The organism is Microtetraspora sp. AC03309 (assembly GCF_020826795.1).
Taxonomy (GTDB): domain Bacteria; phylum Actinomycetota; class Actinomycetes; order Streptosporangiales; family Streptosporangiaceae; genus Microtetraspora; species Microtetraspora glauca.
This window is the reverse complement of the sequence record NZ_JADDIL010000111.1, coordinates 1-20,391: the sequence shown is the minus strand read 5'-3', so window position 1 is coordinate 20,391 and position 20,391 is coordinate 1. Positions and strand designations below refer to the sequence as shown.

The following is a 20,391-nucleotide window of genomic DNA, read 5'->3' as shown; positions in this document are numbered from 1 at the left end:
TCGCGGTGGGACCTTGATCGGCGTGTCGCCACGAAACGGGGCAAACCCCAGCTGATGCGGCACTAGCTAGCGCTGAAAGTGCCAGAACAGCATCGACGGCGTTCCGGCGATGGCCGCGTGCGCCGCCTCGGGCGCCAGGTCACACAGAGCCCACGGCCACACGTCCCAGGGCTCCAGGACGTCGGTCCGCTCGCGCGGTTCCCCCGCCGGGTGCCTAGGCTCCTCACAGCGCCGCACCTGGAGCCCCGCCGCCAGCGCGGCTCGTGCGTAGTCCCCGACCAGGTGGCGGTAGGTGGCCACCCTCCCCGGTCGGCCGTCCGGCAGCCGCACGGACGGGAACACGCCCCGCGCCACGCCCTCGGGATGGATATCGGCGATCACCACATGCCCGCCGGGCCGCAACACCCGGGCGAACTCGGACAGCACCGGATCCAGCACGGGCACATGCGTCAATGCCAGCGAATAGACCACCAGGTCGACGGACTCATCGGGCATCGGCAGGGAGGACAGGTCGCCCAGCCGGAACTCTGCCTGGGGTACCCGCCGGCGCGCCCGCTCCAGCATGTCGGGGGAGAGGTCCACGCCGCGCACCCGATGGCCGCGACCGGCCAGGTAAGCCGCCATCCTGCCGGGTGGGCGGCGTTCCATTGTCCGGCCGAGATAGCGGCGAAACCCGGCCATGAGTCGATCTTGACAGCCGTTTCCCCAGTCCGGCCCAGGCTCGGCGGTCAACCGGGATCAGCTTCAGGGCTTCTTCCTTGTCCTTGTCGGAAGGCAAGGCGTAGCGACGCGTGGTTTCCAGGCGGGTGTGGCCGAGGATCTCGGCGACCACCACACCGACCAACACCAGGACCAGGTCGGTCTTGCCGCCGGACCACGGGGTTGAGACTGGTGGGCCCGCCTGTTCAACTGTCGCGAGTTTTCGTTCCCGTGACCCGGCCCACGCCGGAGCGGGGTAAGTTACTGTGCTCGTCGTGAGCCCGCCCGAGGTGGACGCCAGCCGATTATCGCGCCTGGCCGCCCGTGCCCGGTCAGCCGTACTGGTCGGAAGAGTGGGCGGGCGCCCCGCCCCGCTCGTCGAAGTGGCCGGTCTGCTGCTCGTAGTCCTGACCTTCTCGTGGCTCCATGCCGCCGCCGGGAAGGACGTGGCGGCGGCCGCCACCGCCAACGCACATACCCTGCAATCCATCGAGCGCGCCCTCCACCTGGACATCGAGCTGGGCGCGAACGGGTTGCTGACCGACCATCCTGCTCTGATCATGCCGGCGGTGTACTACTACCGCCTGTACTACATCGTGATCATCGGTATGTTGGTGTGGGTCTTCGTCCGGCATGCCGAGTCCTACGCCAAGGTCCGCTGGACGCTCGTCGTGATGGCCCTCCTCGTCCTCCCCGTCTTCTGGGCGCTGCCCATGTCGCCCCCGCGGTTGGCCCTACCGGGCATCGTGGACATCATCGCCGAGTACGACATCCTGGGTGGCGGCCAGGCCACACGAGACGTCGACAGCGGCCGGAACCTGTTCTCCGCGATGCCCAGCATGCACGTGGGATGGTCGTTGTGGTGCGGGTATGCCGGGTGGTTCGCTCTGCGGGGCTCACGCCCGCGACTGGCGTTGCTGCCGTGGGCCTTCCCGCTGGGTATGGCGGTGGTCGTGCTCATCACGGGGAACCACTACGTGCTCGATATCGCCGGAAGCGTCGCGTTGCTCGTCGTCTCCATCGCTGTTGTCTCCGCCTTGGGCCGCCTCGCCAAGCGCCGGCGAACAGCCGCGGGGAGGTCGCAGGAACCCGTGCCCCTTCATCCTGCGGGCAACCGGGACGTTCATTTGGGATATGAGAACGAAGGTGGTGCATAGCGCCCGCGCAAACGCGGGCTTGAAGGTCGGAGCCGCCTCGAAGATCGCTCCCCACCGCGTTGGAGGGTGCGCAGACTCCGGTCGACTGTCCGCATCCTTCCCGGTCGACTGTCGCATCCTTCCCGGGCGCCGCCGAGCTCTCCGTACTGGGAACGGCGGACCTCCCTGCCTCCGCCACCGCAGACGTCGTGGCTCTGCCGACTGTGGTAGTCGCTTCCCGAGCGGCATACCAGGTTCTCGTCCGAGAACTCTGAGCAGACGCTGTGGTTGAACCTTGTAGTTCCCGGCCCGCTCCTCGTCGCGGCCCCTGGCGTAGTCGTCCTGCATGTCCTGGCAGAGGAAGCACGCTGAGGCCGGAATCCCCTGCGGCGCTGAAAGTGGCGTGGTCGTCGCCGCCTTGCTCCCGGCGGACGGTCTCGTGAACGGCGGATGAATTCTGCCGTACGGTCGATGTTTCGCCGCTCACACCTGAGTTTTTCCGTCACATAATTCCACTACACGGTCTATTTAGTGAAATGGAGTGCGATGAAGCGGTGGATCGGCGTCATTCTGGCAGCTGTTCTCGCCGGAGTGGTGGTGGTCGCGGTCGTCGTCGGCAATCGGGACGGCAAGGTTCCGCAGCCGACCGTGGTGCGGGGTGTGATCGGCTCGGAGAAGAAGTCGTTCTTCGATGATCCGCGGGTAAAAGCGGCCTTCGCCAAGCACGCCCTGCGCGTCGAGGTGGACACCGCCGGATCGCGGCAGATCGCCGCCGACGTGGATCTGAGCCGTTACGCCTTCGCCTTCCCCTCCAGCGTTCCTGCCGCGGAGAAGATCAAGCGTGACCGCAGGGCGACCGTGACGTTCTCTCCGTTCTACTCGCCAATGGCCGTGGCCACCTTCGAGCCGATCGCCGGCCTGCTGGCCAAGGTCGGCGTTCTACGCGATTCCGGCATGGGTTATCAGGTCCTCGACATAAAGAAATATCTCGAATTAGCCGCTAAAGGCACACGGTGGGATCAGATTCCCGGCAACTCGGCTTATCCGGCGCGCAAGCGGGTGCTGCTCACCACCACCGATATTCGCACCTCCAACTCCGCGGCCATGTATCTCTCCGTGATCGGCTACGTCGCCAACGGCGACGACGTGGTCAGCTCCGACACCCAGATCGCCAAGGTCGCGCCGCTCCTCGCACCGGTCGTTCTTGACCAGGGTTTCTCCGAGACCACCAGCGAGGCATCGTTCGACGACTATCTCGCTCTGGGCGCGGGCAAGACGCCGATGCTCGTCATCTACGAGGCGCAGTACCTATCCCACGTCTTCGCCGGAGACGGGGCGATCAAGGCCGGCATGCGGCTGGTCTACCCCTCGCCGACTGTGCTCAGCAAGCACACGCTGGTCCCGCTCAGCGAGCCGGGGGTCCGGGTGGGTGAACTGCTCACCCGGGATCCCGAACTGCTCGCTCTCGCCGCCGCGTACGGCTTCCGCACCGCGAGCCCCCAGGCCTTCACCGACCTGGTCGTCGAGACCGGAGCCCCGGCGGCGGCCGACCTGGTCGACGTCGTCGAGCCGCCTACCTACGAGCGCCTGGAAAAGCTGATCACCACGATCGGCGCCACCTCCCGGCCCTAGCAAGGAGATCCATCACGTGTCCGATCTGGTGCTCACGTCACCCGCGCCGGTCACGCCGGTCCCGGCCGAGACGGCGGCCACCATGTTGCCGCTCCTCGACGAGCGCGCGGCCGAGCTGACCGCCAAGGCGCAGGACTTCGCGGGGGAGTTGAGCGGGCTCGATCCACGCTCACCGGAGTTCACCCGCAAGGTGCATGACATCTCCTCGATGGGCGACACCGAGATCAGGTCCGCGTCGCAGGTGGCCAACCGCATGCTCAAGCGGCCCGTCGCCGCGCTGTCCGCGGCCAGGGGTGAGGGCGCCGACGCCCAGGCCAGGGTCGCGGACCGGCTCGTGGCGCTCCGCCGTACCGTTGTGGACCTGGACCCGAAGCAGGCGACGAGCGGGACGCGCAAACTACTGGGGCTCATCCCGTTCGGCGACCGGCTACGCGACTACTTCGCCAGGTATCAGTCGGCCCAGAAACATATCGACGACATCATCCGCGCGCTCAAGTCCGGCCAGGACGAGTTGCTGCGGGACAACGCGGCCATCGAGGGTGAGAAGGCCAACCTGTGGGAGACCATGACCCGCCTGCAGGAGTACGCGGTCATGGCCAAAGCGATCGACGAGGCCCTGGAGGAGCGCATCGCGCTGGCCGACGAGGAGCGGGCGACGGCGCTGCGCTCCGACGCGCTGTTCGCCGTACGGCAGAAGCACCAGGACATCCTCACCCAGCTGGCCGTGTCGGCCCAGGGCTACCTGGCGCTCGACCTGATCCGCAAGAACAACCTGGAGCTGAGCAAGGGCGTGGACCGGGCCACCACGACGACGGTCGCCGCACTGCGGACGGCGGTGACGGTCGCGCAGGCCCTGGCCAACCAGAAGCTGGTGCTCGACCAGATCACCGCGCTCAACGCCACCACGAGTGACCTGATCCTGGCCACCAGCGAGATGTTGCGCACCCAGGCCGGGGCGATCCAGAACCAGGCGGCCGGTACGACGGTTGACATGGACACGCTGCGCAAGGCATTCGACAACGTCTACGCCACCATGGACATGATCGACGCGTTCAAGGCGAACGCCGTGGACAGCATGGCGGCCACCGTCGACAGCCTGACGGTCGAACTGGCCCACGCGAACACCTACCTGGAGCGGGCGCGGGAGGCGGCGCGATGAGGCGGGCGCTCGCGGCCCTCCTCCTGCTGCTGGCCGCCGCCTGCTCGTCCGGAACCGAGCCACCCGACTCACCCACCACGCTGCGGGTGCTGGCGGGTAGTGAGATCAAGGACCTCGAGCCGCTGCTCCGGCGGGCCGCCGCCGAAACGGGGGTACAGGTGAAGCTGACCTACACCGGCACACTCGACGGTGCCGAGCAGGTCGCGAGCGGCCGCGCCGACGGTGAGGCGGACGCGATCTGGTTCTCCTCCAACCGCTACCTCTCGCTGATCGACGGCGCCCCCGCGAGGCTGTCCAGCCAGACCAAAGTGATGGTCTCACCCGTCGTGCTGGGCCTCAAGCCGGCGAAAGCCGCGGAACTCGGCTGGGACAAGAGGCCGGTCTCCTGGGCGGACATCGCCGCGGCGGCCAAGGCCGGGAAGTTCAGCTTCGGCATGACCAACCCCGCCTCCTCCAATTCGGGCTTCTCCGCGCTGGTCGGGGTGGCCGCGGCGTTGTCGGACGCGGACGGGGCGCTCAGCGCCGCGCAGATCGGCGCGGTGACGCCCAAGCTCAAGGATTTCTTCTCCGCGCAGCGGCTGACGGCGGGCTCGTCGGGCTGGCTGGCCGACGCCTATGGCCGCGACACGAGCGTCGACGGAATGGTCAACTACGAATCGGTGCTGATGGGTATGCGGGAGCCGGTCACGCTCGTCTATCCGAGCGACGGCGTGGTCAGCGCCGACTATCCGCTCACGCTGCTCGCCTCCGCCCCCGAGCAGAAGAAGGTCCTGTACGGCAAGCTCACCGCCTGGCTGCGCTCACCCGCCGTACAGAAGGAGATCATGACCACGACCCATCGGCGGCCGATTGTTCCCGGCGTCGAGCCGGACCCCCGATTCGGCTCCTCCCAGCTCATCGAGCTGCCCTTCCCCAATCAGCGCGGCACCGCCGACCAACTGATCGACACCTATCTCAATCAGGTGCGGGTCCCGGCCCACGCGATGTTCGTGCTGGACACCTCGGGCTCGATGCGGGGCGACCGGATCGAGGCGCTCCGGCAGGCGCTCGTCACGCTGACCGGCGCGGACACCTCCGCATCCGGCGCCTTCTCCCGCTTCAGCAATCGCGAAACCGTGACGATGATCCCTTTCAACAGTACGGCGGGACGGCCGACCTCGTTCACCGTCCCCGACCGGAACCCGTCGCCGGTGCTCGCACAGATCACGGAGTTCGCCGAGCGGCTGGACGCCGACGGCGGCACCGCGATCTACGACAGCCTCAGGGCGGCCTACGACCAGCCCGCCACGCCCGGCCACTACACCTCGATCGTGCTGATGACCGACGGCGTGAACACCAACGGCTCCGGCTACGCCGACTTCGCGGCTTACTATCGCGCGCTGCCGGAGGAACGGAGCCGTACGCCCACGTTCGTCGTGCTCTTCGGCGAGAGCGACGTCGAGGAGATGCGCGAGGTCGCCGCCCTGACCGGCGGTGCCGTGTTCGACGCCCGCTCCACCTCATTGAGCAGCGCGTTCAAGGAGATCCGTGGGTATCAGTGACCGGGTGCTGCGCTACCTCGGCTCGACCCGGAACATCGTGGGCTCATCGCTGGCGCTGCTCGGCGTCGCGGCCCACTTCCTCGAGCTCGCGGGGACCCTCTGGCCGGTGGTCGTGGCCGCGCTGTACGGCGTGGGCGCGCTGGCCGCCCCGCCCGACCGGGTTCGGCTGTCGATCTCGCCCGCCGAAGTGGAGACGCAGCGGCTCCGCGCCGACCTGGACGCGCTGCTCCAGCGGATCGACCGGCGATTCCCCGACGACGTGCACACCGCCGTCGAGGCGCTGGCCGAGATCATCGGCGACGTTCTCGGCCGGGCCGAGCGACTCGCCTCCTCACCCGACCAACTACACGTCGTGTCGCAGACGATCCGGAGCTATCTGCCGTCGAGCCTGGAGGCGTACGCAAACCTGCCGCGCGGCTATGCCCTCGCGCGACGGGCCGACCGCGAGCGCAGCGCACACGAGGAACTGCTCGCCCAGCTCGCGCTACTGGACGCCCAGACGCGCAAGGTCGCCGACGCGATCCACCGCGGCGACGACCAGGCCCTGCGCGATCAAGGCCGCTTCCTGCACGACAGGTTCAGCGGCTCGGACCTCGACCTCTAGATGTCTCCGGCAGGCCGGGGAGCCTGACTGAGCAATGGCCGTTGACCGCTTGTCACGCTCATGGATGTATCAGCTGGTTCGATCAGATGGTGGACCGGTCGCCGGCACCGCGGGGGCCCACGTCTGCGACGGCCCGGTCGCGCGCCTGCGCGCGACCGCCTTACCCGAGCGCCGTGACCAGGACCGGAGTCTCAGCGGTGACCGTGACGGGGACGGCCGACGCCGGCGTTCGCTCGGCCACGTCATCGGAGCGGACGGCGAGGACCGCCGGCGGGCAGCTTCCCAGGTGGCCGTAGTGGGCGCTGACTGCTGCGGTTATCGCTGCCCGGGCGTCGCTGACCACATCACGGGCCGATTCATGGGGCGCTGTGGCGGACAGGTGACCGAGCATCGCGGTGAAACGGAGTTCCTCCAGAGGAGCGTGTCCCCGCACAGGAGCGTCCAGCCAGAAGGTCGCCCCCTGAAGCAGTGCGGGATATGTCAGGTTGCCGCACCGGAGAGTGCACACCGCGTCGGCCAAGATCCGGCCGACATCGACCAGATCGGTGTCCGCGGGCACGTCCGTGGTGACCAAGAGTGGAATGCGGTGGGCATAGAGCGGCATCGGCATGGCTCCCTTCGATCTGATCGCTGATGCTAGAGAAGGAGACTGACATTTTCGGCAGAATCGCTGGACGGAGATATCACCGCCTGCTTTCAGAGGCGACGGCGGCACCCGTCGAGCGTTGGACCCCGCAGCCTTCTTCAGCTCTGATCGGTCACACCGGCGGGCTCACCTCGCTCTTGGCCGCTGACGGCGCTGACGGCGCAGACGGCGCCGGTTCGGTGGCGGGGGCTTCCTGCAGCTCCTGGTGGGTGGCGAACATCTCGACCAGGGAGAGCAGCATGGCCACCACGGGCACGGCCAGCAACGCACCCACCACGCCGAACAGCGACGTCCCGAAGATGACGGCCGCGAACGACACCCCAGGATGGATGTCCACCGTCCGCGCGCTGATTCTCGGCTCCAGCCCCAGGTTCTCCACCTGCTGGTACAGCACTCCCCAGACCAGCACTGCCAGACCGACCCAGGGCCGGGGCGAGGCCAGACCCACCACCACCGGCAGAGCGATGGCGATGTAGGTGCCGATGGTGGGCACGAACTGGGCGACCATTCCCGTCCACACCGCGAGCGCGAACCACGACGGCATGCCGAGCGCCAGGAACACCAGGGCCGAGGCGGCGCCGTTGATGGTGGCCAGGATGAGCCGGGAGGAGACATACCCACCGGTTTTGATCGTGGACACGTCCCAGACGCTGATGAAGACCCGCTGGAACCGGCCGGGCAGCAGCTGTGCGATCCACCGGCGCAGCCTCGGCCCGTCGGCCGACAAGTAGAACGTCAACAACAGGAGGGCAAACCCGTTGAAGACCGCCCCGGTCACCGTTCCCAGCAGGCCCAGCACACCGCCGAGCACACCCTGCGCGTACTGGGCGGCCTGCTGCGGGGTCAGGTTGATGGAGGTGAGGATGTCGGAGATCTCATATCTCGTGCCGAGACGGGTGTTGAGCCAGTCGACGGCGCCGGTGACGACGCTGGGCAGCATCTCCAACAGCACGGCGACCTGCTGCACGAAAAGGTTGCCGAACAGGACAAGAAAGACCGCCACGGCAACGATGAACAACGTCATCACCAACAATGCGGCCCTGCCGCGGCGCATGCGCCGCGACAGGCGGCGTACGGCCGGTTCCATGGCCAGCGAGATGAACCACGCCATCACGAGCATGACGATCAGCGAACCCGCCTCGACCAGTACGTAGCGCGCGAAGAACAGCACGGCGGCGACGGCCGCTATGGCGAGCCCTGCGCGCCAGATGCTCGCGGGCGAGAGCAGTACCTCCACTGCGGGCCTTTCCTCGCGCCGCTCCATCAGCTTGTCCATAGCTCCTCAGGAATCTCGACGTCCGCCCCCTGTGGCACACCAGCAGGACAGTACCGAACAACCGCAGCCGGCACGCAAAGGGAAAGTGCCGCCTGCGGTCGGGGCTGGCACTGGGACCGGTCTCCGTGCTGACACGGATCACTCCCAGCCACTCGCGAGCCTAATTTGAGAGTTGCGGCCACGACCACGATGCCAGAGAGAGGGGGGTCGCGAGCAGCGCCGCGTGTCCGCGCCGGACAACCGGGTGATCTTCGGTGAAGAGCACTCGGATGAGCGCCCGGATCATCGGCCTCTGGGGGCACCCTCCACTCACCGGCCCGGCGATCCGGCTGGGGCCGTGGCTCTACTGGCGCTGAAAAACTCCCGACGCGAGCGGGGCATCGCCTCATGCGTCCCGAGCGCGGGACTCCGAAAGTGGCCTGTATCCCCACCTCGCCAATAGAACGCCGGTCTGCCGCCCCAGCGATTTCCGCCCACCCCCGGGGCACGCCCGGCCCCGACCCTCAACGGAGAAGACGATGCGTACTCGACAGAAGATCACGGTAGCCGTCGCGATGGCCCTGGCCTCTTTCTCGGTGACCGTCCCATCGGCATCGGCGGGTGCCCGTACCGAGACCACCACCTCATATCAGTACCGCGCTTATCACGACGTGAGCGGCGTGCGGGTGTGGGACAGGCTTCCCATGAAGCGCTCGGGGTTACGTCCGGTGGTTCTCTCGGTCGGACGGCAGAACGAGCAGGAGAGATGGGCGATGTTCTCAGACAACAGGCCCGGCCCGGACTGGCAGTTGATCGTGAGGGCCAAGGGGGACGCCGTCTATCAGCAGGAGTTCGACCGGTTCACCGCGATGGGCTATCAGCCCACCATGGTGACCGCGACAGGCAGCGGGTCGGCCGCCACGTTCGCCGCCATCTTCCAGAAGAAGACGGGCAAGTTCGTCGCCCGCCACGGCATGAGCGCGAACGAGTTCGACACGATCAACTTTGAGCTGCGGAACAACAAGGGCTACATGCTCAGCTCGCTCAACGTGTACGGCACGCCATCCGACCCGCGCTACGAGGCGGTCTGGGTGCCCAACGCATCGGGCATCTCCTGGAACTACAACCTCTCCATCAGCGCATCCGGCTATCAGAGCGTTTTCGATAACGCTGTCAAGGCCGGATACCGGCCGTCCGTCATCGCGGTCGGCCCTGATGGGAAGACGTACTCGGTTGTCTGGGTCAAGGACGGGATCCGCCCCTGGTACGCCTTCCACGGAATGAGCGCCGCCCAGTACCAGGCGCGGTTCGACGAGATGACGGCCAAGGGCCTGTACCCGGTCAGCATCGACATGGAGAACGGCGTCTACGCGGCCATGTTCACCGCCAGGTGACAGGCCTTTGAAAGCGAGCCGCAAGGGAGCGCGCGGACGCTCCTTCTCGGTAATGAATCATCGGAAGGGGCCACGAATGAGCAACGTCCGGACGACCCTCACAGCCGTCGCGGCGATCGTGTTTGTCTCCCTCACCGCGGCCTGCGGCAGCGGCGAGGGAAGCGGCAGCGGCAGGAGCGGAGGCGACAAGGCAGCCGGTGCCGCAGAGGTCGCCGGTGGTAGTGCCGACGGCGGCGTGGGAGGTGGTGTCGCGGGCGGCGCGGACAACGCGGCGCTCTGCGCGGAGGCTGTCGCCGCGTCGGGCGACTTCATGAGCAAGGTGATGGCGGCGGTCGCCGATCCCAAGGGCACCAACACGGCGATCTCGGACCACGTCGGCACACTCAAGAAGATCTCCGAGCGGGCTGACGGTGATCTCAAGACGGCCCTGTCCGAGATGGTCGACGCGCTCTCCCAGCTCAACGTCGACTCCGTCACGGCGGCCGAAGTCAGCAAGAAGGCCGACGCGGCTACCAAGAAGCTCATGGCCGCCTGCTCCTGAGCCCCTTCAGTACTCCAGGTCCCAGCCGACGTTCGCGCCCGGAGCTCCTACCAGGCACGCCGTCCGCCGATCTTCTCGCCGGGGGGGGGGGCGCGTCCTCCAGCAGGGGAGCCGCCCAGGTGAGTTGCGGCGAACATCGACTCGCTCCAAGGGCAGCTGCTGGTGCTCCCTCCTGCAGGGGAGACGTTTCCCTCACGGGAGGGAGTGATGCCCGCTGTGCCGTGTCTACGGTCGTAGCCATGGTTGATTTTGATCACCCACGACGCTGGCCGGCGTACGCGATGGCGGTGCTGTTCCTCGGTTACGCCGTAGGGAAGGCGGCCTTTGCCCTGCAGGCCCGGCTCGGGTTTCCGGGCGGCCCGCCCGTATCGGCTGCCGAAAGCGGCAGGTACTTCATGGAAGCGGCCATGGCACAGTGGCTCGCGACCGCGTCTGGCGTGTTGGGTGCGTGCGTCGCCGTCGCGACGGTCACGGCGCTGGGGCGCAGGTTGCCGAGGGCGTTGATGCTGTTGGTACTGGTCGGCATGCTGCTGGCCGTCGGCGGCGGCGCGGGGATCATGATCGTGGATGGGTTCGTCGGCATCGGTGTGGGCTGGCAGTGGTACCACGGGGTCCTCGGGGTCATCGTGATCGGGCTGTTCCTGGAGATGATCCGGTCCTACGCGGCGGCGACGAGACGTGTCGGGGGCTGATCGGATTGTCGGTGCCGTGGGGTGTCAGTAGGTGATGACGACGCAGCCGTTGCCGCCGACGCCGGTGCTGGTGGGGCAGGACTTGGGCACCCCGACCGGCGCGCCTTCGGCACCTCCCTTGCCCGAACTGCTGGAGGTGCCTGCCCGGCCGACGGCGAAAGCTCCCTTGCCGGGACCGCTGTCGCCACCCCACCCGAATAGGATGCCTCCCTTGCCGCCGTGGCCGCCGCTGTATTTGCTGGCCAATTCACCGCCGGCGCCGCCCTGGGCACCGGCTCCGCCGTGGGGGCCGCTGAAGGTCGAGTTCTCTCCGGAGGTGGTGCTTCCGCTGAAACGGGAACCGGCGCCGCCGACGCCGACCGTGATGGTCATCCCGTTGCCGGGGAAGAGGGTCAGGGTGCAGGACGTCGTGGCGGCGCATCCGCCACCGCCCTCCCATGCGGCTGCGGTTTCGTTCTCTCCGTGTTCTTGTGGATGCCTTCCGGAGTGGATTGTGGTCGGCCGGAGACAGGAAGGCAGAGACAGGAGCGCGGAAGTCAGACGGCGGAGGAACCCTCCGATCCGCGCCGGCCTCCAGTTGTTGGAGCTGCGGCTGTCGAACGCCGCCGCCGCGGAGACCGCCGACAAGGCCCCGGAGTCCGCTGCGGCGGCGGTGCCGATCAGTCTCGAAGTCCCCGCGGACACGATCCCTTCGTAGGTGCTACATCGATCCAGAGTCGGGGGACAGGCTGATCTCGGGGCGCCGGGCGGAGCGGACGGGTGGATCAGGGAGTTCGGGTGAGGGGGAGGCCGGTGAGGAGGTGTCGGCGGAGGGCGGAGCCGCGGATGCCGACCTCGGGGAAGTCGTCGGGGCGGAGGGCGCCGCTGATCAGTAGTTCGGGGACCAGGAGGCTGCTGAGCGGGGCATCGGGCGTCGGGTCGACGAGGTCGCCGATGGGGGCGGTGGGGAGGTCGAGGTAGGCGGGAGCGAGGGTCCTGCCATAGAGGGTGCCGGCGACCAGGTCGGGGCAGAACTCGTTCCAGAAGATCGCCACGGTGGTGCGGAGATCGCCGTGGATCATCACCAGCTTCTCGGTCATGTCGCCGACGAAGGTCTCGGCCGTCACGTGGCCGAGCACGATCAGCTTCGTGTCGCCCGCAAGGTAGATGTTCTTCGCCCGCAGATCCCCCAGGACGATCAACGCGGCGGCGCCGTCGTCCACGTCGGTGATATTGCCGTCGACGGTCAGGTCGCCGTCCACGACGTACCCGGTGGCCATCTCAGGCGTGTCTCCCCGCCACGGAGTCCGCTCGTGCTCGTCGAGAGGGAGTTCGCCGGTTACCGAGGCATGACCGGGGACGAGGATGTACTCCTCCTCGTACAGGTTCTTGTACGTGCCCTCAGGCAGCCCCCGCCGCTGGAACAGGTCCACGGCGTCGTCCCACGCAAGGTAACTGGTTCGCATACGCGCGACCGTAACACCCACCCCCGACACATCACGATGGGATGACGGGGCGTGGATCCCCGGGCGGAGGAAGGCGCGCACGCGAACGAGCAGCCGTACGGCGGCCCAGGCGGTAGTGGCTCCTGGGGGGGCCCGACCGGGTGGCCCGGATCGGCCCGCGAAGGTCGATCCGGGCTCTGGCCTGGGTCAGCCCAGGTTCTTGATCTGGCCGTTCTGGATGACCCACTTCAGGTTCGTTGAGGGGTTGGTGCAGTCGCGCCACAGGTAGGCGGGCACCTTCACCTGGGAGTTGTCGCCGCCGCTGTCCAGGCAGTAGCCGGTGGCGACGTTCTTGATCTGGCCGTTCTGGATGACCCACTTCAGGTTTGCTGAGGGGTTGGTGCAGTCGCGCCACAGGTAGGCGGGCACCTTCACCTGCGAGCTGTTCCCGCCGCTGTCCAGGCAGTAGCCGGTGGCGACGTTCTTGATCTGGCCGTTCTGGATGACCCACTTCAGGTTTGCTGAGGGGTTGGTGCAGTCGCGCCACAGGTAGGCGGGCACCTTCACCTGCGAGCTGTTCCCGCCACTGTCCAGGCAGAAGCCGGTGGCCTCCTTCCTCGCCTGAGCCGCGGGGTGCCCGGTAGATCCTGAGGCCAGGGAGGTGCCGACGCCGGAGGCCAGGGCGAGGGTGGTGAGTACTGCCAAGGTGGCAGCCCTGGGCCGTCGGGCAGCCGTGGGTGCGACTGGTCGCATGAACGCTCCGATCTTCTGTCGCTGATGAGACGGTCGTCATGTGAGCCGCCTCGACCCTTTACTTACAGCACATGAATGACTACTGAAAGTAACGACACGTTGTTGGGCCGTTCTGGCATGGATGCGTCGCAAGGCGGAGGGGAGGTCGGAGCGTGACCTCCGGCCGACGTGCGCAGGCCGACGCCACCGCGCCAGCCGGCGCGAGGGTCGCAGGTGGTCCGACGACATCTTCATGGACATTGGTGATCGTCGACAGCGATGTCAGCGGCGGCTGCTAGCTTCCGGGGCATGGCTGAATGGGCGGGGAGCGCGGCGCCCGTTGCCGCCCAGCCTGCGCGCGTGGCTGGAGTTCGACACGAGCCTGCTGGAGCGCTTCGGGTGGTTCGCCCCGCCCGGAGGATCGGACTCCCGGCGGGTCCTGGCGGTGGGTGAGCCGGACTCCGAAGGGGAATGCCCGGTGCTCGCCGTCGACGTGGACGACCTGCCGTTTGCGGGCCTGATGTACCCCGGCTTCGACGTCTACCTGGCCCACGCGGCGGGGATCGTCCGCCGCGACCTGTCCGGCTGTCCGTGCCGCTCGGCCGGTGAACGCTCGGCGAGTCGGCGGGGCGACGTCAGTGCACGGACGCGGCATGCGGTTCGGCGTGGGCGGCGCGCCGGCCGGACCCGGCCTTGCGCGCGGGGAGCACGAGGCTGATCGCCGCGGCGAGGACGGCGACGGCGCAGCCGATCACCAGGCTGACGCGGAAACCCGACTCGGAGGGCAGGGTGTGCCCGCCCACCCTCATGGTCATCTGAGAAAGGACGACACCGACCACGGCGGCCGAGACCGAGGTGCCGATGGAGCGCATCAGGGAGTTGAAGCTGTTGGCCGCGGCGGTCTCCGACTGGGGAACCGCGTTCATGATCAGCGTGGGCATCGCCCCATAGGCGAGTCCGACACCCGTCGAGCCGACACAGGAAGCGATCATCAGACCCCAGGTCGATCCCATGACGGCCAGGGCCGCCCCGTAGCCGAGTGCGATGACCAGGCCGCCGACGATCAGAGTGGTCTTGGGGCCGCGAGCGGCCGACAGGCGCGCGCCCAGCGAGGACACGGCCATCATCATCAGCCCCGAGGGAGCCATCCACAGGCCGGCGGCCAGCATCGACTGGCCGAGGCCGTACCCGGTCGCTGCGGGGATCTGCAGAATCTGCATCACGACCAATGACTGGGCGTACATCGCGAAGCCGATCAAGATCGAAGCCAGGTTGGTCAGCAGCACCTGACGGCGAGCGGTGACACGCAGGTCGACCAGCGGGTCGCCGGACCGCAACTCCCACCACCCCCAGGCCAGCAGGATGACCAGTGCGGCGCTCAGCAATCCGAGCGTGGTGCCGCTCGTCCACCCCCAGTCGGCGCCCTTGGACACGCCCAGCAGCAGGCAGACGAGGGCGGCGCCCAAACCGAGCGCGCCGACGTAGTCGAGGCGTCCTGCGGTCTGTGCCGGGGTCGCGGGCACGAGGAGCAGGATCAGGGCCGCGATCATCGCGCTCAGCGCGGCCGAGCCCCAGAACAGCGCGCGCCAGCTCATGTTCTCGACGACAAGGGCCGACAGCGGCAGTCCGAGAGCGCCGCCGATGCCCATGGAGGAGCTCATCAGCGCGATCGCGGAACCCAGCCGGGCAGGCGGCAGCAGGTCACGTAGCGCGCTGATGCCCAATGGGATCATGCCCATGCCCAGGCCCTGGAGACCCCGGCCGATGACCATCGGGATCAGTGAGCCGGCCAGGGCGCAGACCACCGAGCCCGCGACCAGCGGCGCCGTGCAGGCCAGCAGCAGGCGGCGCTTGCCGTACAGGTCGCCGAGCCGTCCGATCACCGGCGTGGCGACAGCGCCCACCAGCAGGGTGACGGTGATGGCCCACGAGGCGTTGGCGGCGCTGGTGTGCAGCAGCTGTGGCAGCTGGCCCACCAGGGGGACCACCAGGGTTTGCATGAGCGCGGCGACGATGCCGGCCGCCGCCAGCACGCCGACGATCCCGCCCGGGCGAGCGGTGGACGTGGAGTGTTCCACGTATCCCTCCTCTTCTCGACAGTCGAGTGACGATATGCACCATACACAAGACATGTACTATGCATATGACGTGTATGATGCATATCTCTGGGTGGGCTGCTGCCGATGAGCCGTTCGCTCGATCGGGGGAGGGGTCTGCTGCTCAGGGCGGGCCGGCGGGCAGTCGCGTGAATCGACCTGACGCATCGCGGGGTCCGTGTGAGGGAAGCGGCCAAGCTGACCCCGTCGGCACCCGATGGCGGTGGCGGCGGGATGGCGGTGGCGGGATGAGCGGTAGGCGCGGGCCGTGTGCGGGGATGCGCCTGTCTCTCACAAGGTTCGCGGATTATGCAGCATGCATACGATGTGCATGGCACAGGGTTCGCTCGCTGCCGCGCACCGGGACGGAACACGCAGGACGCGCATGAGGGGCGCAGGCGCCTTCGGGAGGACTGGCATGGACAAGCCCACGCACCTGATCGAGTACGAGACCATGCTGCTGGGGCGGCACCGTCCTTCGGTCTTCCTGCGTGCGGAACGCGAGGGCGGGCACCTGGACCGCAGCGCGTACACCCTGCTCAGCCGCATTGGACTGGAAGGCCCGATGTCCATCGGGCAGCTCAGCGAAGCGTTCGGTCTGGACGCCTCGACCCTCAACCGGCAGACCTCCGCCATGCTGCGCGCCGGGCTGGTCGAGCGCATACCCGATCCCGAGGGGGGTATCGCCCGCAAGTTCCGCATCACCGCCGAAGGCGAGCGCTGCCTCAACGATGAGCGCGCCGCGAACATCCGCAGCCTGGAGAGGGTGCTGGCCGACTGGACACCCGCGGAGGTCGCCGCCTTCGCCGCCTGCCTTCAGCGGTTCAACGCCGACATCGAACGCCTCGCCGGAAAGCCCTGGCCCCGCCCCTGACGGGGCCGTGTGCCGGGTGAGGAGCGACCGCCGCTACCGTGCCTGCTCAATCGCAGTGCATCCACTTGCCTTTCGGCGTGCCTCCGTAGACGAGGGGCTTGGAGCCGATCCTGATCGCCCCGGTGAACCGGACGCACAGATGGTCGGCGGAAGCGTAGACCGGGCCCGCGAACCACTTGTATTTCTCACTGCCATTGGCGACCCCGATATCGGGGTCGTCGTACTTCTTGTTCCCGTTCCTGTCGACGAAGAGCTCGACGTACATATAGCTCGTCTTTCCAACATAGGGGCCCGCCACCCGGGTAATGGCGCACTTCTTGTGCGTGATGCTGCTCTTGTACAGCGTGACGGTGCCGTACTCCTTCCCGTCCTTCGCCCCTTCGGTGATGGGATAGCTGGCTACCTTCTGGAACGGCCCCCGGCACGTGCCCTGGGGAAAGGCCTGCACGGGGCCGGCGGACACCAGGGTGAGGGCGGCCGCGGCGGTCAGGGTCATGCCGCCCGCGACCCAACGGGTGATCTTCAAGGGTTCTCGCCTGACTGCTCAAGAGATGGTTGTCGGACCATCTCAAGTAAGCAAATATGGACGTGATCACGCTAGCATGGCGGCCTTTGGAGCCCCTAGCAGAATGATCTCCGTCGTGGTTGGTCAGCACTTCCGCTGTGACGACGGCGGAAGGTGCCGAGGGGCGATCTCTCCCGCGCCGCAGTGGACTGCTCCCTCTTTCCCGGGCCTCGGCCGCGCGCTGATCTGCCCGCGCCCGGCGGCTCTTCGCTGATCACGCACTCACCGAGAAAGCCGCCGACAAAGTGGTACAGTGGCGTTCCACTTGGTACTCCACTGTTCCAATTCATCTCCAAGGTGGTCGCCTCTCCGTGCCCGGCAAGAACCCCCTCCTTCGCTCCGATGCCCAGCGGAATCGCGATGCCGTGCTCGCCACGGCGATGCGTCTGCTCGGGCAGAAGCCCGAGGCGAGCATTCAGGAGATCGCCGACGCGTCCGGCGTCGGCCGCACCACCGTCTACCGGCACTTCCCCTCACGTGAGGATCTCGTCCGCGCGCTCTTCGCGATGGTCGTCGACGAGCAGCGGGCGGTCGCCGCCGCGGCCATCGCCGAGGGCGATACGGCCGCCGCGATCCTCCGCCGGCTCGGGCCCGAGATCGTGGGGATCGGTGAGCGCTATCGCTTTCTCGATACGCATCGCGACCTCGTCATCGACGACCCCCTGAAGCACCCCTCCCCGGCCGAGTCGCTGCTCGCCTGGCTGGTCGCCGCACACGGGCGGGGGGAGATACGAACCGACCTGCCGCCGGACTGGTCGTACGCGATGATCCGCGCCCTCGCCGTCGGCGCGAACGAGGAGGTGGTCGCCGGGCGCAGGAGCCCGGAGGAGGCGGGACGCCTGCTCGGTGACACGCTCGTCCGGGCGTTCACGACATGATCAGGGAAACCACGTCGACGTTCCTGTGGCGCCACGCGGCATCGAGGAGGCGTTTCCCGGCAGTGCCCGCCGGACGTAGCTCACGGAAGACGTACGTGCGTCACGGAAAGCAGACGCTTCGTCATGCGTACCCGTCGACCGCATGTGAAGCATGAATCGCTGCTCCATATCCCCGGCCACCGCATTTCAGAACGGATTCAAGGCGTGAACATCGAAGAACTGCTGGCAGAGGAACGGCACATCGAAGGGCTCGATCTCTCGGGTACGGCGCTCACCGATCTGCTGGCGGCGGAACCGTACGTCTTCAAAGACTGCGACCTGTCGGGCGCCGACCTCGGGGAGGCCGACCTGGCGGGCTACGTCTTCGAGGGGTGCGCTCTCGGAAGAACCGATTTCCGCGGCGCGGACCTCGAAGGCGCCCGATTCAACGGTGGCGGAGGCGCGACGACCCGATTCGGCGGAGCCGAGTTGACCGACGCGGAATTCACCAGTGTCGACCTGTCGGGCGCGCAGTTCGGCAACGCGCTGCTGACGGACGCGCGCTTCACCGGCTGCCGGATGATCGGCGCCGCGCTGGGCGGATCCAGGGGGACGTCCTTCTCCGTCTCCCACTCCAATCTCACCCTGGCCGACCTGTCCGGATGTTCCTTCCGGAAGCAGGAGTTGGACGGAATCCGATTCGACGAGGCGAACCTCGCCGCCTGCGACTTCACCGGTGCCGTTTTCACCGACTGTCGCCTCATCCGCGCCAGGTTGGTCGGCACGAAGTTCGCCAGGGCCGACCTCCGGGGGGCCGACATAGGGGAGCCTGACGACGGCGAACTCCGTGCTTTCGCCGGCGCCGTCATCAGTCCTGCCCAGGCCGCCGCCGTGCTCGCGGCCCGTGGACTGACGGTTCTCTGAACAGCTGCCACACCGCAGGTCGCTGTTCTCATGACATGGGGCCAGGGCCTCGTCCTCACCCCCTGGGCCGAACTGTCTGCCCTTTGGATCCACGCCGCTACCTCGCGGCGGTCACCACAGCGCGGCCGTGGACGTCATAGCCCAGGGCGTGGAGCATCCGGCGGGCCCCCGCCCCGGCGAACTGATCGCGGTGGCCGCCATCGGCGCCTACGAGCACTCCATGGTGTCCACGTACAACATGACCGCCCGGCCTCTGTCGTCGCCGATGCCATGTCGCTCGCCGCGTGGCGTTCCTAGGCACCTCCAAGTGGAACTCAAGATCAACCTTTTAGCGTGCTCCGGGTGCGAAGAACGTTGTTGATGACCGGCCTGTTGGCCGTGACCCTGACCGGATGCGGGATGACCGGGGTTCCCGGAATCTCCGGGACGGCAGAGGTGACGGACACGACAGGCGGCAGACGAGGGAGCGATACGGTGAGCGCGGAAAAGGTCGGCATCGGGGAGATCGAACCTGGTGTGCTCAAAGGACGAGTGGTCGACGGGAAGGGCACACCGCTCGCCGGTGTGCAGATCGTGGCGGACAACCAACTGCTGTACAACAGCAACCTCATCGTGCCGACCGACGCTGAGGGCTTCTACCGCGTGGAGACGAATGTCGCGGCCACGTTCCATGCGACGGCCACGGTGACCCGTCAGTACAACGGGCAGACGTACTCGCTGGACCTGGCGCCCGACGACGACATGTCGTTCGCCGGGCCCACCGGCGCGATCAGGAACTTCACCTGGAAGCTCACCGGGCAGAAAGCCGACGGCCTGGGTGTCCACGGAAGCTCGGTGCTCATCTACCTGGACAACCGCGATCCGCAGGATCCGGAGGCGTACCTGCAGGACGAGAACGTGGAGCTCACGCTCACCCCCGAAGGGCCGTTGATCGACGGTTCCCAGGGGAGCACCATCACCCGGAAGTCGACCCGGACCGGGGACGGCTCGGGCGTGCACGACGTGCCCCTCGGCCGCTACCGGATCACCGCGACCTACGAAGGCCGCCCGCTCCGCGTCAAACCGCGCAATCGCGGGGAGTACGCGCCCGAGATCGTCGCGGACTTCGAGACCATCATGACCGGCATCTACCAGATCAACCTGGAACTGGCGCTCTGAGATGGGCTCGGCCGGACAAAGAGGCGGGCGGCGATCCGAGCGAGCGTACGGTGGCCACGCACATGATCCGGCGGTGAGAACGCGACGGGCGGGCGGTGGGATCCGCAGGGCACAACCCCGTGATCCGATCAGCGGATCACGGGGTCCGGCAGGGCTGTTGTGCGTGTTCTGATCTAGTCCGTGCCGCTGGCGAGGGCGATCTGCTTGACGCTGGTGTTCTCGGTCACCCATGTGGCCGAGAGGCCGCCTTCTTTGACGAGGGCGGTGCCGTCGGCCTTGAGGACGCCGATGCGGTCGCCCGCGAGGGCGATCTGGATGGTGCCGGTGTTCTCGGTGACCCAGGTCGTGGACAGGCCGCCTTCTTTGACGAGGGCGGTGCCGTCGGCTTTGAGGATGCCGATGCGGTTGCCGGAGAGGGCGATCTGCTTGACGTTGGTGTTCTCGGTGACCCAGGTCGTGGAG

Annotated in this window: 21 protein-coding genes; 12 read left to right on the top strand and 9 right to left on the bottom strand. The window is 67.7% G+C overall.

The annotated features are described in order from the left end of the window. Nucleotides 1–66 precede the first annotated feature (66 nt). A complete protein-coding gene (locus IMZ11_RS39110; protein ID WP_228648033.1) occupies nucleotides 67–681 on the bottom strand; it encodes a class I SAM-dependent methyltransferase in 615 nt (204 codons plus the stop codon). Nucleotides 682–974: 293 nt separating this feature from the next. On the opposite strand from IMZ11_RS39110, the gene IMZ11_RS39105 reads away from it, so the two are divergent. From IMZ11_RS39105 to IMZ11_RS39085, 5 genes are all read left to right on the top strand, one after another. Further along, nucleotides 975–1,856 carry a phosphatase PAP2 family protein gene (locus IMZ11_RS39105; RefSeq protein WP_228648031.1) on the top strand — a complete coding sequence of 294 codons (882 nt, stop codon included), beginning with the start codon at nucleotides 975–977 and terminating at the stop codon, nucleotides 1,854–1,856. Between the two features lie 525 nt (nucleotides 1,857–2,381). Continuing rightward, entirely contained in the window at nucleotides 2,382–3,467 is a 1,086-nt protein-coding gene (locus IMZ11_RS39100) for a hypothetical protein (protein ID WP_228648029.1), read from the top strand. A gap of 16 nt (nucleotides 3,468–3,483) precedes the next feature. Beyond that, complete coding sequence (locus tag IMZ11_RS39095) at nucleotides 3,484–4,626, top strand: toxic anion resistance protein (protein WP_228648027.1); 1,143 nt, start codon at nucleotides 3,484–3,486, stop codon at nucleotides 4,624–4,626. After that, nucleotides 4,623–6,167: a substrate-binding domain-containing protein gene (locus tag IMZ11_RS39090; protein WP_228648025.1), complete on the top strand. Its 1,545-nt coding sequence runs from the start codon at nucleotides 4,623–4,625 to the stop codon at nucleotides 6,165–6,167. The genes IMZ11_RS39095 and IMZ11_RS39090 overlap by 4 nt, the downstream gene beginning before the upstream one ends. Beyond that, on the top strand, nucleotides 6,154–6,771 hold the full coding sequence (locus IMZ11_RS39085; protein ID WP_228648023.1) for a hypothetical protein: 618 nt from the start codon (nucleotides 6,154–6,156) through the stop codon (nucleotides 6,769–6,771). The genes IMZ11_RS39090 and IMZ11_RS39085 overlap by 14 nt, the downstream gene beginning before the upstream one ends. Nucleotides 6,772–6,931: 160 nt before the next feature. Here the strand turns inward: IMZ11_RS39085 and IMZ11_RS39080 are convergent, their stop codons facing one another. Continuing rightward, nucleotides 6,932–7,375: a hypothetical protein gene (locus IMZ11_RS39080; RefSeq protein WP_228648021.1), complete on the bottom strand. Its 444-nt coding sequence runs from the start codon at nucleotides 7,373–7,375 to the stop codon at nucleotides 6,932–6,934. 154 nt (nucleotides 7,376–7,529) lie between these two features. After that, nucleotides 7,530–8,693 carry an AI-2E family transporter gene (locus IMZ11_RS39075; protein ID WP_228648019.1) on the bottom strand — a complete coding sequence of 388 codons (1,164 nt, stop codon included), beginning with the start codon at nucleotides 8,691–8,693 and terminating at the stop codon, nucleotides 7,530–7,532. Nucleotides 8,694–9,445: 752 nt separating this feature from the next. Here IMZ11_RS39075 and IMZ11_RS39070 point away from each other — a divergent pair. The 3 genes from IMZ11_RS39070 (at nucleotide 9,446) to IMZ11_RS39060 (ending at nucleotide 11,299) form a co-directional block, all read left to right on the top strand. Further along, nucleotides 9,446–10,066, top strand: coding sequence for a hypothetical protein (locus tag IMZ11_RS39070; protein WP_228648017.1), 621 nt, complete (start codon nucleotides 9,446–9,448; stop codon nucleotides 10,064–10,066). 76 nt (nucleotides 10,067–10,142) lie between these two features. Beyond that, complete coding sequence (locus IMZ11_RS39065; RefSeq protein WP_228648015.1) at nucleotides 10,143–10,607, top strand: hypothetical protein; 465 nt, start codon at nucleotides 10,143–10,145, stop codon at nucleotides 10,605–10,607. A gap of 281 nt (nucleotides 10,608–10,888) precedes the next feature. After that, complete coding sequence (locus IMZ11_RS39060) at nucleotides 10,889–11,299, top strand: hypothetical protein (protein ID WP_228648013.1); 411 nt, start codon at nucleotides 10,889–10,891, stop codon at nucleotides 11,297–11,299. Nucleotides 11,300–11,323: 24 nt separating this feature from the next. Here IMZ11_RS39060 and IMZ11_RS39055 read toward each other — a convergent pair whose 3' ends face one another. From IMZ11_RS39055 to IMZ11_RS39040, 4 genes are all read right to left on the bottom strand, one after another. Next, nucleotides 11,324–11,671: a hypothetical protein gene (locus IMZ11_RS39055; RefSeq protein ID WP_228648011.1), complete on the bottom strand. Its 348-nt coding sequence runs from the start codon at nucleotides 11,669–11,671 to the stop codon at nucleotides 11,324–11,326. 392 nt (nucleotides 11,672–12,063) lie between these two features. After that, nucleotides 12,064–12,744 (bottom strand): hypothetical protein, encoded by a 681-nt coding sequence (locus IMZ11_RS39050; protein WP_228648009.1) that lies wholly within the window; start codon nucleotides 12,742–12,744, stop codon nucleotides 12,064–12,066. A gap of 186 nt (nucleotides 12,745–12,930) precedes the next feature. Then, complete coding sequence (locus IMZ11_RS39045; protein ID WP_228648007.1) at nucleotides 12,931–13,428, bottom strand: RICIN domain-containing protein; 498 nt, start codon at nucleotides 13,426–13,428, stop codon at nucleotides 12,931–12,933. 662 nt (nucleotides 13,429–14,090) lie between these two features. Further along, the gene (locus IMZ11_RS39040) at nucleotides 14,091–15,533 is read right to left on the bottom strand and encodes an MFS transporter (protein ID WP_228648005.1); all 1,443 of its coding nucleotides are present in this window, start codon (nucleotides 15,531–15,533) and stop codon (nucleotides 14,091–14,093) included. 436 nt (nucleotides 15,534–15,969) lie between these two features. Between IMZ11_RS39040 and IMZ11_RS39035 the strand changes: the two genes are divergently transcribed. Then, nucleotides 15,970–16,425, top strand: coding sequence for a MarR family winged helix-turn-helix transcriptional regulator (locus tag IMZ11_RS39035; RefSeq protein WP_228648003.1), 456 nt, complete (start codon nucleotides 15,970–15,972; stop codon nucleotides 16,423–16,425). Between the two features lie 46 nt (nucleotides 16,426–16,471). Here IMZ11_RS39035 and IMZ11_RS39030 read toward each other — a convergent pair whose 3' ends face one another. Next, a complete protein-coding gene (locus IMZ11_RS39030; RefSeq protein WP_228648001.1) occupies nucleotides 16,472–16,951 on the bottom strand; it encodes a hypothetical protein in 480 nt (159 codons plus the stop codon). Between the two features lie 350 nt (nucleotides 16,952–17,301). Between IMZ11_RS39030 and IMZ11_RS39025 the strand changes: the two genes are divergently transcribed. The 3 genes from IMZ11_RS39025 (at nucleotide 17,302) to IMZ11_RS39015 (ending at nucleotide 19,929) form a co-directional block, all read left to right on the top strand. Continuing rightward, nucleotides 17,302–17,868, top strand: coding sequence for a TetR/AcrR family transcriptional regulator (locus IMZ11_RS39025; RefSeq protein WP_228647998.1), 567 nt, complete (start codon nucleotides 17,302–17,304; stop codon nucleotides 17,866–17,868). Nucleotides 17,869–18,072: 204 nt separating this feature from the next. After that, nucleotides 18,073–18,771 carry a pentapeptide repeat-containing protein gene (locus IMZ11_RS39020; protein WP_228647996.1) on the top strand — a complete coding sequence of 233 codons (699 nt, stop codon included), beginning with the start codon at nucleotides 18,073–18,075 and terminating at the stop codon, nucleotides 18,769–18,771. Nucleotides 18,772–19,245: 474 nt separating this feature from the next. After that, a complete protein-coding gene (locus tag IMZ11_RS39015; RefSeq protein WP_228647994.1) occupies nucleotides 19,246–19,929 on the top strand; it encodes a carboxypeptidase-like regulatory domain-containing protein in 684 nt (227 codons plus the stop codon). A gap of 173 nt (nucleotides 19,930–20,102) precedes the next feature. Here IMZ11_RS39015 and IMZ11_RS39010 read toward each other — a convergent pair. Beyond that, nucleotides 20,103–20,391, bottom strand: a 289-nt coding sequence (locus IMZ11_RS39010; RefSeq protein ID WP_228647992.1) for a hypothetical protein, incomplete at its 5' end; no start/stop codon positions are given.

Coding starts and splice junctions, on each gene's coding strand:
- IMZ11_RS39110 (WP_228648033.1), bottom strand. CDS start 681: ATGGCCGGGTTTCGCCGCTATCTCGGCCGGACAATGGAACGCCGCCCA.
- IMZ11_RS39100 (WP_228648029.1), top strand. CDS start 2,382: ATGAAGCGGTGGATCGGCGTCATTCTGGCAGCTGTTCTCGCCGGAGTG.
- IMZ11_RS39090 (WP_228648025.1), top strand. CDS start 4,623: ATGAGGCGGGCGCTCGCGGCCCTCCTCCTGCTGCTGGCCGCCGCCTGC.
- IMZ11_RS39080 (WP_228648021.1), bottom strand. CDS start 7,375: ATGCCGCTCTATGCCCACCGCATTCCACTCTTGGTCACCACGGACGTG.
- IMZ11_RS39075 (WP_228648019.1), bottom strand. CDS start 8,693: ATGGACAAGCTGATGGAGCGGCGCGAGGAAAGGCCCGCAGTGGAGGTA.
- IMZ11_RS39070 (WP_228648017.1), top strand. CDS start 9,446: ATGTTCTCAGACAACAGGCCCGGCCCGGACTGGCAGTTGATCGTGAGG.
- IMZ11_RS39065 (WP_228648015.1), top strand. CDS start 10,143: ATGAGCAACGTCCGGACGACCCTCACAGCCGTCGCGGCGATCGTGTTT.
- IMZ11_RS39060 (WP_228648013.1), top strand. CDS start 10,889: ATGGCGGTGCTGTTCCTCGGTTACGCCGTAGGGAAGGCGGCCTTTGCC.
- IMZ11_RS39055 (WP_228648011.1), bottom strand. CDS start 11,671: ATGACCATCACGGTCGGCGTCGGCGGCGCCGGTTCCCGTTTCAGCGGA.
- IMZ11_RS39050 (WP_228648009.1), bottom strand. CDS start 12,744: ATGCGAACCAGTTACCTTGCGTGGGACGACGCCGTGGACCTGTTCCAG.
- IMZ11_RS39035 (WP_228648003.1), top strand. CDS start 15,970: ATGGACAAGCCCACGCACCTGATCGAGTACGAGACCATGCTGCTGGGG.